The sequence below is a fragment of the Polyangium sp. 6x1 genome, assembly GCF_029946515.1.
Lineage (GTDB): Bacteria > Myxococcota_A > Polyangia > Polyangiales > Polyangiaceae > Polyangium.
Genome location: NZ_JARZHH010000130.1, coordinates 1 through 13666, shown reverse-complemented (window position 1 = coordinate 13666; position 13666 = coordinate 1). Strand labels below are relative to the sequence as shown.

General features: G+C 67.5%; 13 protein-coding genes and 1 pseudogene. 12 read left to right on the top strand and 2 right to left on the bottom strand.

The genetic code is table 11. The annotated features are described in order from the left end of the window. The first annotated feature begins 120 nt into the window (after positions 1-120). The 11 genes from gspE to gspN are packed head-to-tail and all read left to right on the top strand — an operon-like array spanning position 121 to position 11297. A complete protein-coding gene (gene gspE / locus QHF85_RS48400; protein ID WP_281334340.1) occupies positions 121-1905 on the top strand; it encodes a type II secretion system ATPase GspE in 1785 nt (594 codons plus the stop codon). 13 nt (positions 1906-1918) lie between these two features. Then, positions 1919-3145, top strand: coding sequence for a type II secretion system inner membrane protein GspF (gene gspF / locus QHF85_RS48395; RefSeq protein WP_281334339.1), 1227 nt, complete (start codon positions 1919-1921; stop codon positions 3143-3145). A gap of 15 nt (positions 3146-3160) precedes the next feature. Beyond that, positions 3161-3574 carry a type II secretion system protein GspG gene (locus QHF85_RS48390; RefSeq protein WP_281334338.1) on the top strand — a complete coding sequence of 138 codons (414 nt, stop codon included), beginning with the start codon at positions 3161-3163 and terminating at the stop codon, positions 3572-3574. Positions 3575-3581: 7 nt separating this feature from the next. Then, positions 3582-4016, top strand: coding sequence for a type II secretion system protein (locus QHF85_RS48385; RefSeq protein ID WP_281334337.1), 435 nt, complete (start codon positions 3582-3584; stop codon positions 4014-4016). A 14-nt stretch (positions 4017-4030) separates the two neighbouring features. Beyond that, the gene (locus QHF85_RS48380) at positions 4031-4780 is read left to right on the top strand and encodes a prepilin-type N-terminal cleavage/methylation domain-containing protein (protein WP_348652826.1); all 750 of its coding nucleotides are present in this window, start codon (positions 4031-4033) and stop codon (positions 4778-4780) included. A 19-nt stretch (positions 4781-4799) separates the two neighbouring features. After that, on the top strand, positions 4800-5675 hold the full coding sequence (locus QHF85_RS48375; RefSeq protein ID WP_281334335.1) for a prepilin-type N-terminal cleavage/methylation domain-containing protein: 876 nt from the start codon (positions 4800-4802) through the stop codon (positions 5673-5675). Further along, positions 5672-6373 (top strand): type II secretion system protein GspJ, encoded by a 702-nt coding sequence (locus QHF85_RS48370; protein WP_281334334.1) that lies wholly within the window; start codon positions 5672-5674, stop codon positions 6371-6373. The genes QHF85_RS48375 and QHF85_RS48370 overlap by 4 nt, the downstream gene beginning before the upstream one ends. 3 nt (positions 6374-6376) lie before the next feature. Continuing rightward, complete coding sequence (locus tag QHF85_RS48365; protein WP_281334333.1) at positions 6377-7822, top strand: type II secretion system protein GspK; 1446 nt, start codon at positions 6377-6379, stop codon at positions 7820-7822. 21 nt (positions 7823-7843) lie between these two features. Next, complete coding sequence (pilM, locus tag QHF85_RS48360) at positions 7844-9379, top strand: pilus assembly protein PilM (RefSeq protein ID WP_281334332.1); 1536 nt, start codon at positions 7844-7846, stop codon at positions 9377-9379. Next, positions 9376-9981 carry a hypothetical protein gene (locus QHF85_RS48355; protein WP_281334331.1) on the top strand — a complete coding sequence of 202 codons (606 nt, stop codon included), beginning with the start codon at positions 9376-9378 and terminating at the stop codon, positions 9979-9981. Before pilM ends, QHF85_RS48355 begins: the two co-directional genes overlap by 4 nt. After that, positions 9978-11297 (top strand): type II secretion system protein GspN, encoded by a 1320-nt coding sequence (gene gspN / locus QHF85_RS48350; RefSeq protein WP_281334330.1) that lies wholly within the window; start codon positions 9978-9980, stop codon positions 11295-11297. Before QHF85_RS48355 ends, gspN begins: the two co-directional genes overlap by 4 nt. 63 nt (positions 11298-11360) lie before the next feature. Here the strand turns inward: gspN and QHF85_RS48345 are convergent, their stop codons facing one another. Beyond that, positions 11361-11927 (bottom strand): cytochrome c maturation protein CcmE, encoded by a 567-nt coding sequence (locus QHF85_RS48345; RefSeq protein ID WP_281334329.1) that lies wholly within the window; start codon positions 11925-11927, stop codon positions 11361-11363. Positions 11928-12044: 117 nt separating this feature from the next. After that, a complete protein-coding gene (locus tag QHF85_RS48340) occupies positions 12045-12779 on the bottom strand; it encodes a hypothetical protein (protein ID WP_281334328.1) in 735 nt (244 codons plus the stop codon). A 274-nt stretch (positions 12780-13053) separates the two neighbouring features. On the opposite strand from QHF85_RS48340, the pseudogene QHF85_RS48335 reads away from it, so the two are divergent. After that, positions 13054-13666, top strand: a pseudogene (locus QHF85_RS48335) (hypothetical protein); the annotation flags it as partial.

Sequence of the window (13666 nt, the reverse complement as noted above, 5' to 3'; positions counted from 1 at the left end):
CGGCGTGCAGACCGCGCCCCCGCCGGCGGCGGCGGGCGGCAATGCGCCCGCTGCGCCCACCCCGCGCCGCCGCCCGGCTGGCGGCGCCGCCCCGAGGCCCGTGGAGCGCGTGGAATGAGCATGAACCCGGTCGCCCGAGAGGAATACGTCGGCGAGATCCTGATTCGCCACGGCGTGGTCGACGCGCAGAAGCTCGCGCCGCTCTTCGAGACCGCGCGCGAGCGCGGCGAGCGGATCACCGACCTCATCGTCTCCTCGAACCTCGCGGACGAGGACAAGATCGCCCGCGCGCTCGCGAACGAGATGGGCCTCGATTACGTGCCGAAGATCGACGTCGAGCAGATCAAATTCGACGTCGCCTCGCGCCTGCCCATCACCTATGCGAAGCAGCGCTTCATCCTCCCCATCTTCGAGGATGCAGAGACCGTGCACGCGATCGTCGCCGATCCGCTCGACACGCTGGCGGTCGACGACGTCCGCGCGATCTTCGCGAAGCCCGTGGAGGTCTCGGTCGCGACGCGCAACCACGTCCACGACGCGATCAACCGCATCTGGGAGAAGAGCGACGCGGGCCAGTCGAACCTCCAAGGCGACAAGCACGAAGAGGAAGACAACCTCGTCGACATCATCGACTCGGACGACGACGCGCCGATCATCGCCTGGGTGAACAGCCTCTTCGCGATGGCCGTCCGCGAGCGCGCGAGCGACATCCACATCGAGCCCGAGGAGCGCGACGTCGTCGTTCGTTATCGCATCGACGGCGAGCTCTACGTGGCGCGCCGCGCCTCGAAGCAGTTCATGGCGCCGATCATCGCCCGCGTGAAGATCATGGCGAGCCTGAACATCGCCGAGAAGCGCCTCCCGCAGGACGGCCGCATCACGCTGAAGATCGCGGGCAAGAGCGTCGACGTCCGCGTCTCCACGGTCCCGACGAGCCGCGGCTTCGAGCGCATCGTCATGCGCCTCCTGCACAAGACGAGCATCCTCCTCGGCCTCGACGATCTCGGCTTCGCGCCGCGCGAATACGGGATCATGGATCACCTCATCAATCGGCCCGACGGCATCATCCTCGTCACGGGCCCGACCGGCAGCGGCAAGACGACCACGCTTTATGCGTGCCTGAACCGCATCAACGACCCGAGCCGCAACATCCTCACGGCCGAGGATCCGGTCGAGTACGAGATCGGCGGCATTCATCAGGTCCACGTCCACCCCTCGATCGGCCTCACGTTCGCGAGCGCGCTCCGCGCCTTCTTGCGCCAGGATCCGGACGTCATCATGGTCGGCGAGATCCGCGACAAGGAGACCGCCGAGATCGCGATTCACGCCTCGCTCACGGGTCACCTCGTGCTCTCGACGCTCCACACGAACGACTCGGCCGCGGCCGTCACGCGCCTCGTCGAGATGGAGATCGAGCCGTTCCTCGTGCGCTCCAGCGTCATCGGCATCCTCGCGCAGCGCCTCGTGCGCATGCTCTGCCAGCACTGCAAGGTCCCGTATCAGCCGACGGCGTACGAGCTCCGGCAGCTCGGCCTCGACGACGAGCGCCTCGCGTGGAAGGCGAAGCGCATCCCGTCGCAGCGGTATTCGGTGCACGGGCTCGAATACGAATACGTCGGGCAGAAAATGGGCAGCTCTCCGGTTTTCTTCAAACCGGGAGGCTGCGACGCCTGCATGCAGAAGGGGTTCGTGGGGAGGCGCGGGATCTACGAGCTGCTCGTCATCGACGACGCGATCGGCCCGCTCATCCTCAAGAACGCCGACGCGCAGACGGTCAAGCGCGTCGCGATCTCGCAGGGAATGGACACCATGCGCGACGACGGCGCGCGCAAGGTCCTCAGGGGTATGACGACGGTCGAGGAAGTCCTCGCCGCGACCCAAGAGGACATCATCGTGGACGAATAGGGAGGAGCGGGCCGTGGCCGTCTTCGAATACAGAGGCATCCTCGTCGCCACCGGAAAACCGGTGAAGGGCGTGAAAGACGCGGAGAACGCGAAGGCGCTCCGCGCCCTCCTGCGCAAGGACGGCATCCTTCTCACGACGGCCGCGGAAGAGCAGACCGCCGCGGCGAAGACGAAGAAGTCGATCAACCTCCTCGCCTTCACGCAGCGCCCCTCGACGAACGACGTCGCCGTCGTCACGCGCCAGCTCGCGACCCTGCTCAAGGCGGGCATTCCACTCTTCGAATCGCTCACGGCGCTCATCGATCAGGTCGAGAAAGAGGCGCTCAAGCGCGCGCTCACCCAGGTCCGCGAGCAGATCCGCGAGGGTACGAGCTTCGCGAAGGCGCTCGAACAGCACCCCTCGATCTTCCCGCCGCTCTACGTGAACATGGTCCGCGCCGGCGAGGCGTCGGGCATGCTCCAGCAGGTCCTCGAGCGCGTCACCGCGTTCCTCGAGTCGCAGGCGAAGCTCACATCGAAGGTCAGCTCGGCGATGGCGTATCCCATCCTGATGGCGATCCTCGGCATCTCGCTCGTCTCCGTGCTCATGGTCGCGGTCGTGCCGAACGTGACCTCGATCTTCGCCTCGATGGATCAGGCATTGCCCTGGTACACGGCGACGCTCATCGGCACGTCCGACTTTTTGAGCAACTACTGGTGGCTCGTCCTCGGCGTGCTCGCAGGCAGCATCTGGGGCTTCCGTCGCTGGAAACGCACGCCGGGCGGCCGACTGAAATGGCACGGCTTTTTGCTCAAGGCGCCCATCGTCGGCAAGCTCGTGCAGATGATCGCGATCGCTCGTTTCTCGCGCACGCTCGCCACGCTGCTCAGCGCCGGCGTCGCGCTGCTCGGCGCGATGGACATCGTGAAGAACGTGCTCGGCAACGCCGTCCTCGAGAAGGTCATCGCCGACGCGATCAGCTCGATCCGCGAGGGCCAGAGCATCGCCGAGCCCTTGAAGCGCAGCGGCCAGTTCCCGCCGATCGTCACGCACATGATCACGATCGGCGAGAAGAGCGGTCAGCTCGAAGAGATGCTGGAGAACGTTTCGAATGCGTACGATCTGGAGGTCGAGATGCGCGTCACCGTGCTGACGAGCTTGCTCGAACCTCTCATGATCGTGTTCATGGGCGGCGCGGTCGGGTTCATCGCGTTCTCGATCCTCATGCCGCTCATCCAGATGTCGAGCTTCGCAGGGTAGAGGGGGAATCGGGGCGTGGCGCGGCGCAGGCAGAGGGAGACGACGATCTGGTTCCCGTGGGAGCGGGGCGGCGGGATTTTGCGCGGCCGCGGCATGGCGCGCGCAAAGCTCGTCGCGCTCGCGCTCGGGATGGCCACGCTCTTGCTTCTCCTCGGCGCGCGGGAGCGGCGCAAGACCGGCGTCCGCTCCACGATGGCCACGATCGGCGTCGTGCGGGCGGGGCTCGACGCCTATCGAGCGGATCACGAGAGAAAGTGCCCGCCGTCGCTCGATGCGCTAAAAACGGAAAACTATATCGGGATCGCCCCCATCGACGCGTGGGGCAGGCCGCTCCGGCTGGTTTGCCCTGGTCAGAAGGACCCGGAGGGGTACGATCTCACGAGCGACGGGCCGGACGGTGAAATCGGCGGTCTCGACCGCGTGGAGTGAAGGGACCATGAAGGTGAAAGCGAATCGAATCCGGAAGTGGAAGCGTGCGGCGTCGCGGGGCGTGACGCTGGTCGAGGTCCTGATCGTGCTCGCGATCATGGCGATCATCGCGGGCGGCGCGACGGCGCTCGTCTTCCCGCGGTACAAGGAGAGCCAGATCCGCGGCGCGGTGCTCAGCGCAGGCGTCATCAAGACCGCGGCGCAGCAGTACATGCACCTCGACAGCGCGAGCGGCGGCTGCCCGACGCTCAAGGAGCTCGTCGACGGCAAGCACATCGACGCGAAGAAGACGGACGACCCGTGGGGCCAGCCGTTCAAGATTCAATGCGACGGCGACGAGATCACGGTGATCTCCTCGGGCCGCGATCGCAAAGAGAACACGCCCGACGACGTCAAGGACGACTTCAAGGACGCCGACATCAAGCGCGTCGCGGCGCTCTGACGAGGACCGAATCGATGCCGCGCGCCTCCACCCTTCTCGCGACTTGCCACGCACCCGCGCGATCTCGCGGGCGGCGTGGCATGACGCTGGTGGAGGTCCTGATCACCCTGGCGATCATGACCCTCGTCACGGGGACGGCGGTCGTCGGGCTCGGGACGCTGAAGCGCGCGCGGCTCCGGCAATCGTCGGTGATGATCGCCAGCGCGGTGCGGGTCGCGTATGGGCACGCGAATGCGATTGGAAAGCCCGTGCGGCTCGTCTTCGATTTCGAGCAGCGAATGGTGATCTTGGAGGAGGGCGGCGGCCAGCTCTCCGTCGACAAGAAGGACAAGACGGGCGGCGCCGCGGCTGCCACCGAGATCGAGCAAAAGGCGATGGAGGAGGCCGAGAAAGTCGTGAAGGGGCCACGCGCGCCGCGGCCCTCGTTCACGGCCACGAAGGCCTTCGGATTCGAGCCGCAGGGCGGAAAGCCGGGCAAGGACCTCGCCGACGGCGTGCGATTTCTCTCGATCGACACCTCGCATCAGGAGGCGGCGATCGAGGAGGACCGCGCGTATCTTTATTTCTGGCCCGGGGGTCAGACGGAGCGCGCGGCGATCCAGGTCGTGCTCGGCAATCCCGCGGAGGCGGATCCGGAGCACGACATCATGACGGTGCTCGTCTCGCCGCTGACGGGCAAGACCTCGCTGAAGAAGGGGCGCGTCGAAATGCAGAGGCCGCGCGACGAATCCGAGGAATCGGAGGCCAGCGATTCCGGTTTCTGAGGGGTTCGGGGAGATCGATATGAAACGGAGAGGGTTCACGCTGCTCGAGGTCATGGTCGCCGTCGCGATCCTGGGACTCGGCCTGACCGCGATCCTCTCGGCGCAGGCGGGCGCGTTCTCCGCCTCGTCCCACGCGCGGAACCTGAGCGTCGCCACCTCCCTCGCCCGCTGCAAGATGGGCGAGCTCGAGGAGCACCTGTATCGCGAGGGCTTCCAGGAGCTCGAAGAGATCGAGAGCGGCCCTTGTTGCGAGGGCGACGAGACGCCGAACCTCAAGTGCGCGTGGAAGATCGAAAAGCCGCAGTTCCCCGAGCCGAAACTGGGCGAAATGGACCTCGACACCGGCCTCGATCTCACGTCGACGCAAAATGGCGGCACGAATCCCTCGGGCGCTCCGGGCGCCGCGGGCGGGCTCGGCGCGATGGGCGGCCTGCTCGGCCTCGCCGGCGGCGCGACGCCTCCGGCGACGGAGGAACTCGCGGGCGGCGGCCTCGGCGGCGTCGCGGGCGCGCTCGGCGGCGCCACAGGCGCGGACGCGCTCGGCGGTATGCTCCAGCTCGTCGGCACGTTCGTGTATCCGGCGCTCAAGGCGATCTTCGAGACGAACACCCGCCGCGTCACGATCACGGTCACGTGGACCGAGGGCAGCCGCGAGCATTCGTTCGACGTCGTGCAATGGGTGACGAACCCGCGGCCGACGCTCGTCACGAATGACCAGCTCGACGCTGTCGAGTCCGCGCTGACGGGCGGCGGCCCCACGGGCGGCGGACCCACGGGCGGCGGACCCACGGGCGGCGGGCCCACGGGCGGCGGCAATCCTTTCGGCGGCGGCAATCCCTTCGGCGGCGGCCGGCCGGGTTTCCCGGGTATGCCCGGGGGAGGCATGGGCCGATGAAAATGCGTCGTCGCGCTTCCCGTCGTGGCCTCACGCTCCTCGAGGCGATGGTCTCGATCGGCGTCCTCGCGCTCATCGGCTCGCTCATCTATGGCGCGTTCGACGGCATGTCCCGCTCGCGCAAGGGCATCACGCAGATGAACGACCGATACCACCAGGGCCGCGCCGCCATTCAACGCATGGCGCGCGAGATCCAGGCGGCGTTCGTCTCGAAGCACGGCGATTATTCGAATAGCTCCACGATGCTCTCGCAGCAGGTCCGCAAGACCGGCTTCATCGGCCAGGACGAGGGCACGTTCGATCGTCTCGATTTCACCTCCTTTGCGCACCGCCGCCTCGCCCGCGACGCGCACGAGTCCGATCAATGCGAGATCGGCTATTTCGGCGCGCGAAACGAGGCCGGCACGATGGACCTCGTCCGGCGCGAGGACAAATACCTCGACATGGAGCCGCAGAAGGGCGGCGTCGTGAACGTCCTCGTCGAGGACGTGCAGAGCTTCGACATCCAGTATTTCGACGACACCATCTCCGAATGGGTCGACACCTGGGACACGACGCAGGTCACGGGCCAGCCGTGGCGTCTCCCCCAGCAGGTCCTCATCACGCTCGTGCTGAATGGCGGCCCCGGCGGCAAGCCGATCGTCCTCCGCTCACGCGTCTCCCCCGCGATGCAGCTCGCCCTCGATTTCGCGAACTGAGCCATGAACGAGCCGAACCGCGAAAAAGAGCTGAGGAAGCTCCGCAGGCGCAAACGAGAGCGCCGCGGCGTCGCATTGCTCATGGTGCTCGGCGCGATCACCGTGCTCACGGTCTTTCTCACCGAGCTGCAGCAGGAGACGAGCGCCGAGCTCGCCGCCGCGCTCGCGGACCGGGACGCGCTCAAGGCCGAATACCTCGCGAAGAGCGCCGTGAATCTTTCGCGCCTGCTCATCGCCTCCGAGCCGACGATCCGCACGAGCGTCCCTCTCCCGCTGCCCTTCAAGCAGCTCCCCGTCTGGGAGTTCACCGACATCGCGCTCGGCCCCTTCAATGACGAGACCGGAATGGCCACGTTCGGCGGGATGCTCGGCGTCGATACCACGCAGGGCAAAGGCCTCGGCCTCACGGGCGGATCGTTCACGGTCAAGATCGTCGACGAGGATTCGAAGATCAACGTGAACCGGGCCGCGCCGATCCCGGACGTCGATCTCGAGCGGCTGCTCGTCAGCCACATGCAGGGCCCGCAATACGCGCCGCTGTTCGACAGCATGGACCCCGACGGCCAGATCTCGACGATGCAGACGATCTGCGGCGCGTTGACCGACTGGGCCGATCAGGACGAGAACCTCTCGACGTGTTACGTCGGCTCGCAGGCGCAAGGAGCCACGGGCGCCGAGGACAACTATTACCAGACGATCGGCCTCGAATATCGCCGCAAGAACGCCGCGTACGACTCGCTCGACGAGCTGCGCCTCATCCGCGGCGTCGGCGATGACTTCTGGGCGACGTTCGTCGAGCCGAACCCGGACGATCCGAAATCACGCACGCTCACGGTCTGGGGCCAGAAGGCGGTCAACGTGAACACCGCGAACCCGCAGACCTTGCTCGCCGCAGCTTGCTCGGTCTGCTCGGGCGGCGCGGGCGCGACGCAATCGAACGCGACGCAGGGCATTCCCCTTTGCACCGACCCGGCCATCCAGACACAGTTCCTCGGCCTCCTCGGCATCCTCAAGACGTTCCCGATCCCCATTTTCTCGAAACCCGCTGATTTCCCCAATCTCCTCAAGACGGGCACCGTCCCGGGTCCCCTCGGGGCCATGCTCGGGCCGATGCTCACGCCCCTGCTCACGTCGGCGGGCCTGCCGTGCGGGCTCAACGCGGGCGCGAACAAGCAATTCACCGTCACGAGCAAGGTCTTCAGCATTTACGCCGAGGGCGTCGTCCCCGGCCGCAAGCGCACGACGCGCGTGCGCGTCCACGCCGTCGTGGACACGCGCGGCGTCAATCCGCTCACGGGCGGCACGCAGACCGGATCGACGAACGGGCAGGGGCAGCAGCTCACGCAGGGCGGAGGCTCCGGCGGCGCGGGCTCGGGGACCACGGTCGATCCGCTGCAAGCGATCGCCACGAACCCGCTCGGCAAGATCGTGTATTATCGTATCGAATAGGTTTCCTCGAGAGAGCTCACGATGTCCAAAATTCTCGGTATCGACGTCGGCAAGGCGGTGGTGAGGGCGGCGCTCCTGCGCCTCTCGTACCGCAAGATCACGCTCGAGGCCCTCGGCGAGGCGCCCGTCACGGGCCTCGAAATCGACGCCATCCGCGCCGCCGTGGGCGGCCACAAGGCCGACGCGATCTCGATCGCGATCTCGGGCGAGCGGACGTTCTTCCGAACGGTCGACATGCCCACGTCGGCGCTGAAGGAGATCGACAACGTCCTGCCGTTCGAGCTCGAATCCCTGATCCCATTCGAGATCACGGACGCGGTGTTCGATTACCGCATGGACAAGAACCCGGGCGGCGACACCGTGCCGATCTTCGCGGCCATCGCGCGCATCGAGGACGTGAAGCAGCGCATCGACGCCGTGCGCGAGGCCCTCGGCATGGAGCCCGAGCGCATCGGCACGGGCGCGCTCCCGCTCGCGAACCTCGCGGGCGTGATGCCCGAAATCGAAAAACCGTTCGGCAAGGAGACGCCCGCGGGCGAGGCGGCGCTGCCCGTCGCGATCGTCGATCTCGGCGAGGCGTCGAGCGACATCGTGATCCTGCGCGGCGGCGAGCCCGTCTTCGCGCGCACGCTCTCGCGCGGCACGCTCGGTTTGCCCGGGAGCGCGCCCGCGCTCTCGCGCGAATTGCGACAAACCCTCGCCGCGTGGCGCGCCTCGGGCGGCGGCCCGCTCTCGGGCATGTACCTCGTCGGCGGCGGCGCGAGCGCGCAAGGCGCGGAGGCCTATCTCTCGACCGAGCTCGGCATCACGATTTTGCCCCTGCCGAAGCCGCGCCTCGAAGGCGTGACGCCCGAGCAGGAGGCGATGCTCCCGCGCTTCGCGAAGGCCATTGGCCTCGCGATGGGCCTCGCGGGCAAAGCGCGCGGCCTCAACCTGCGCCAGGGCGGCCTCGCCGCGGCGCGCAGCTATCCATTCCTTCGCGAAAAGATCCCGCTCCTCGCGGGCCTCGGCGCCGCGGTCGTCGTGAGCTTCGTCTTCAGCCTGCTCGCCCAGCACCGCAGCCTCTCGGCCGAAAAGGAAATGCTCCTCTCGCGGCTCGAGACGGCGACGGGCGACGTATTCGAGGAAGAGACGAAGGAGCCCGAAAAGGCGCGCAGCATGCTCGACAAGGGCCCCGGCAGCGCCGACGAGGACCCTCTGCCGCGCGCGGATGCCTTCGACGTCATGGTGAAACTCTCGGAGGTCGTGCCGAAAGAGATCATCCACGACGTCCTCGAGTTCGACGTCAATCGCGGCCACGTCGTCATTCAGGCCACGGTCCCTTCGATCCCCGACGCGCAGACCATCGCGGACAAGATGAAGGAGCACAAGTGCTTCAAGGACGTGAAGATCGCGCGCACGGCCCAGTTCGGCAACCCCGCCGACGGCAAGCAGAAGTATCAGCTCGAATTCGACGTGAAGTGCGACGACAAGAAGAAGAAGACGACGAAGCCCGGGGGCACCGCTGACGCGGCGGACTCGTCCTCGCCCGCGGCCGGCAAGGAGGAAGAGAAGTGACGTTCGCGGAGCGCCTGGAAAAACTCGAGCCGCGCGAGCGCAAGCTGCTCGGCCTCCTGCTCGGCATCCTGGCGGGGCTCGTCGTCCTCGCGCTGCCGATCTACGCCTGGAGCGCGGTGAGCTCGTCGCGCACCGAAAACGACGAGATCCGCGCCCTCATCGACGAGGTCTACAAAGCGCGCCTCTCGGTCTCCGATCGCAAGGCGAAGCAAGACGCCCTGCTCGCGCGCTACGGCCGCCCCGCCCCCATGCTCGCCGGCTTCATCGAGGACGCCGCGAAGCAAAACGGGATCACGATCGCCGATTCGCAGGACAAACCCGAGGCCCCGCACGGCAAGAAGTACACCGAGCGGCTCACCGTGGTGAAGCTGCACAAGGTCGGCATGCTGGCGCTCGTGAAGATGCTCGAGAAGATCGAGCAATCGGGACACCCCGTCGCGATCACGCGCCTCAACATCCGCCCGCGCGCCGGTGAGCCGGATTCGTACGAGGTGGAGCTCGGGGTGAGCGCCTACGACCGCAAGCCCGACGCGAAAGAAAAAGACAAGGACAAGGACAAGGGCGAGTCGAAGGACGCGGCCGAGGAGGAGAAGGTTCCGTGAAGGCCCGCTTCTTGCGCATTGCAAAGTTTCTCGCCTACCCGGCGCTTTATGCTTTTTGCCTCGGGCTCTTCTTTTACGTGGCCTTCCCCTGGGATCGACTGAAGGACCGCCTCGTCGCCGAGTTCCAGGCCGCGCAAAAAGGCAAAAACGCCGGGCAACGGCTGGAGATCGACGAGCTCGATTCGTACTGGTTCACGGGCGTCGAGGCGACGGGCGTGAGGCTCTACCTGCCCCCGAGCGACGACGCGTCGAGCTCGTCGAGCGCCTTCAGCAGCGGCGGCGACAAGGACAAACCCGCCCCGAAGGAGAGCGTGATCCAGATCGACGAGGTGGAGGCGCGGCTGCAGATCCTGCCGCTCTTCCTCGGCCGCGTGCGCATCAAGTTCTGGGCCCGCGCCTTCGACGGCGAGCTCAAAGGCACGGTGCCCGTGGGCGGTTCGAGCGGGCCCGTGGAGGTCGAACTCGAAGGCGTGAACCTCGCGAAGGTCGACGTGATCAAGGACGTCCTCGGCGTGCCCGTGAAGGGCCTCGCGAAGGGGACGTTCGAGCTCGCCGCCGAGGGCGGCAAGTTCAGCAAGGCAAACGGCGCGCTCGACCTGACGATCGCCGAGATGTCCGTGGGCGACGGCAAGTCGAAGATCAAAGGCCAGATCGCGCTGCCCGAGGCGAAGCTCGGCGATCTCGCGATCACGGCCGAGGCGAAGGAAGGCGTCCTCAAGGTCACGAAGCTCGAAGCAAACGGGACCGACATCGAGCTCGCCGGCGACGGGAAGGTGAACGTGCGCGAGCCGTGGAACAGCTCGGCCGCCGATCTCTACGTGCGCTTCAAGTTCACCGACGCCTACCGCAACAAGAGCGACCTGACGAAGTCCTTGCTCGGCGCGCCGGGCTCGAACGCGCCGTCGCTGTTCGAGCTGGCCGATCCGAAGATCAAGAAGTCCAAACGGCAGGACGGGTTCTACGGCTGGCACGTGCACGGCGCGCTGTCGCGCATGAAGTTCGACGCGCACTCGACCGACGGCCCGGCCGCAGGTCGTGGCCGCGGCAAGGGCGACTCGCCGTTCCCGTCGAAGAAGTCCGGTTTGCCCCTGGGCACGTCGACGGCGAAGGACAAGGGCGACGAGGAGCCGCCGCGCGCAGCCGCAGAGCCGAAGGCCGCAGAGCCGAAGGCCGTGGAGCCGCCGCGCGAGGCGCCCCCGCCGCCGGAGCCCGCCGACAAACCCGCCCCGAGCGAGCCCGTGCCCTCCCCCGCGATGCCCCCCGAAGAGCTGGCCCCGGCCCCCGCGCCGCGGAGAGGCCAAGCCGAACCCGAATGAAAACGAAAACGCCGGGCCCCTTCTCCAGGGAGCCCGGCGTTTTTTCGCGAGATGCCGATCCGATCAGTTGATCGGCATGCCCTGCCCCTCGCCCGGCTTCATCTCGTGGGTCTTGGGGTCGTACTTCGAGGTGCACTTCGCCATGACGAGCGTGGCCTCGAATTCGGACGCCGACTTGAGCGAGCCCTCGACCGTGACCTGCACGCCGCCGCCGGGGACGTCGCGGAACGTGTCGGGAATGACGCACTGAGAATATCGGACGGGCAAGGTCTGCTTGCCGTCCTTGCCATGAATGGTGAAGCGATACTCGCAAGGCTTGTCGCGCTTTTCGAGGGTGCCCGGGACGAGCTCGCCCTCGACGCGGACCTTGCGGCCCATCAGTTTGTCCTGCTGCGTGAGGAGCTGATCGACGGGCGTCGCATAAATGGCCGCTTCCTTGAAGCCGAACATGAACAGGCCGACGAGCCCGCCGCCCATGACGAGCAGCGTGAGCAAAAGGCCCATGCTGCTGTTCTTCGGTCGAGCCCTCTCGGCCGGCTGAGGCACGAGGATGGGCGGCGCCGCCGGCCCTTCGTCGTCCCGTCCAATCCCCGCCGCCTGCGCGAGCTCCTCGTCCAGCTTCTTGCTCATGACGAGCTCAGGGTAGCGAACGTTTTCGGGTAGGTCGAGGGCCAGAACAGGAAAGCAGGGCGGAGGGAGGTCGTTTCGACGCCCCCCGCCCTGCTCGATTCGGAGCCGAGTTCCGCTTCAGCGGTCCTGGTTCTGGTCCGGGCTCTTCTGGCCGCCCTGAACCCCCTCCTGGCCCCACTGGCGCACGAAGTTTCGCGCCTGGCTACGCAGGGTGGGGACGCCGGTCGTGTCCTGGGCGAGCAGGATGATCCGAATTTCGTTGCCCTGCTCGACGACGCCCGAGCGACCCGCGGTCTGCCCGAGGTCGAAGAGGGCGCAACGCTCCGCCGCGCTGGTCGGACGCGCCGCCCGCTGCTCGCCGGCCGGCGGGCTCATCGTGTACGCGATGTGGAGCGCGTCGCCGCGCAAGGTGGAGAGGTCCACGCCCGACTTGGGGGTCGCGATGATCACGACACCGCCCTCGGCGTCCTCGACGCGGAGGTTCGAGTGCTGGACGAACGAGGAGCACATCTCCTGCTCGCTCATGATCGCCATGCCCCCTTGCCCCGCCTGGCCCTGGCCTTGGCCCTGGCCCCACTGCCCCGCCTGGCCCTGACCCTGGGCCTGGCCCTGGCCCCACTGCCCCGCTTGGCCCTGGCCCGCCTGGCCCTGAGCGTGACCCTGGCCCCACTGCCCCGTCTGGCCCTGGCCATACGCGCCGGTTTGTCCCTGCCCCGCGGGGACAGCGGCCTCGAAGGCCGGCGTCGCACGGTGCTGCGCACTCTGCGCCGGTTTTTCGCCGCGTCCGCATCCCACGCCAAACGTCATGAGGGCCGCGGCACCGAGCATCGTGAGCTGCATGGTCTTCGTCATCGAACGTCCTCCTGAGAGGTAGAGGCATCGCTTCCGAACGCGGAGAGCCGTGGAAAGAAAGCCCCGCGCGATCCGGAAAAGCCCCCTGCCGTTCGTCGGACATTGCAGCCGACGTGCCCTCGAGCACGTACGGCGCGGACACCCCACGACCGGCACGGCGTGCACGCGGCCGCCGTCCAGGGACACGACGCGCTCGTGCTGCTCTTCCTGCACGGCCGGCAAAGTCCGCGATATGGTGGGCGCGATCGTGGCGCGCCTCCCCTGCTCTTCCCGTGTGCAAAACGGCCCGAGGTTTCTCTTGCTCGGGCTGCTCGTCGGAAGCTCTGCCTGCTCGGGCGCGAGCGTACGTGACACGCAGCCGCCGAGCGGAGAGGGGCGCACGAGCGAGCGGCGGGAGCCGGCAGGAGGGGCGCCGAGCTCGACCGCGGGAGCGCAAGTGACGCGTGTGCCCTTGGGCGCGGCGGAGGAGGCGGGGCTGCCGATGTCGGTGGAGCCGGTGTTCGGGGAGGCAGCGGCGCTGCTCGTGTCGCAGGGGGCGGGCGAGCCCGAGGGGTATGTGCGGTGGGTGGAGGAATCGGGGCGGATGGGGCCGATCGTGCGGCTCGTGAATGAAAATGTGGTGCTTGCGTTCACGCGGAGCGACGGGAAGCGAGCGCTCGTGACGTCGATGGGCGGGGATCGTCTGTGTTTGTCGGTGTTCGAGAGGACGTCGGAGGTGGCGGAGATCCGGGGGTGTGAGCGGGCCTTGGATGTGAAGGCGATTGCGGTGAGTGGGGAGCGGGTGGCGTTGATCTCGGTGGAGACGGTGGGGGCGAGCTCGGGGTCGGGGGAACGGCGCGTGGCGGCTTCTTTTTTGGGGGCGGGGGCGGTCCCCCCGCAATCGGGGC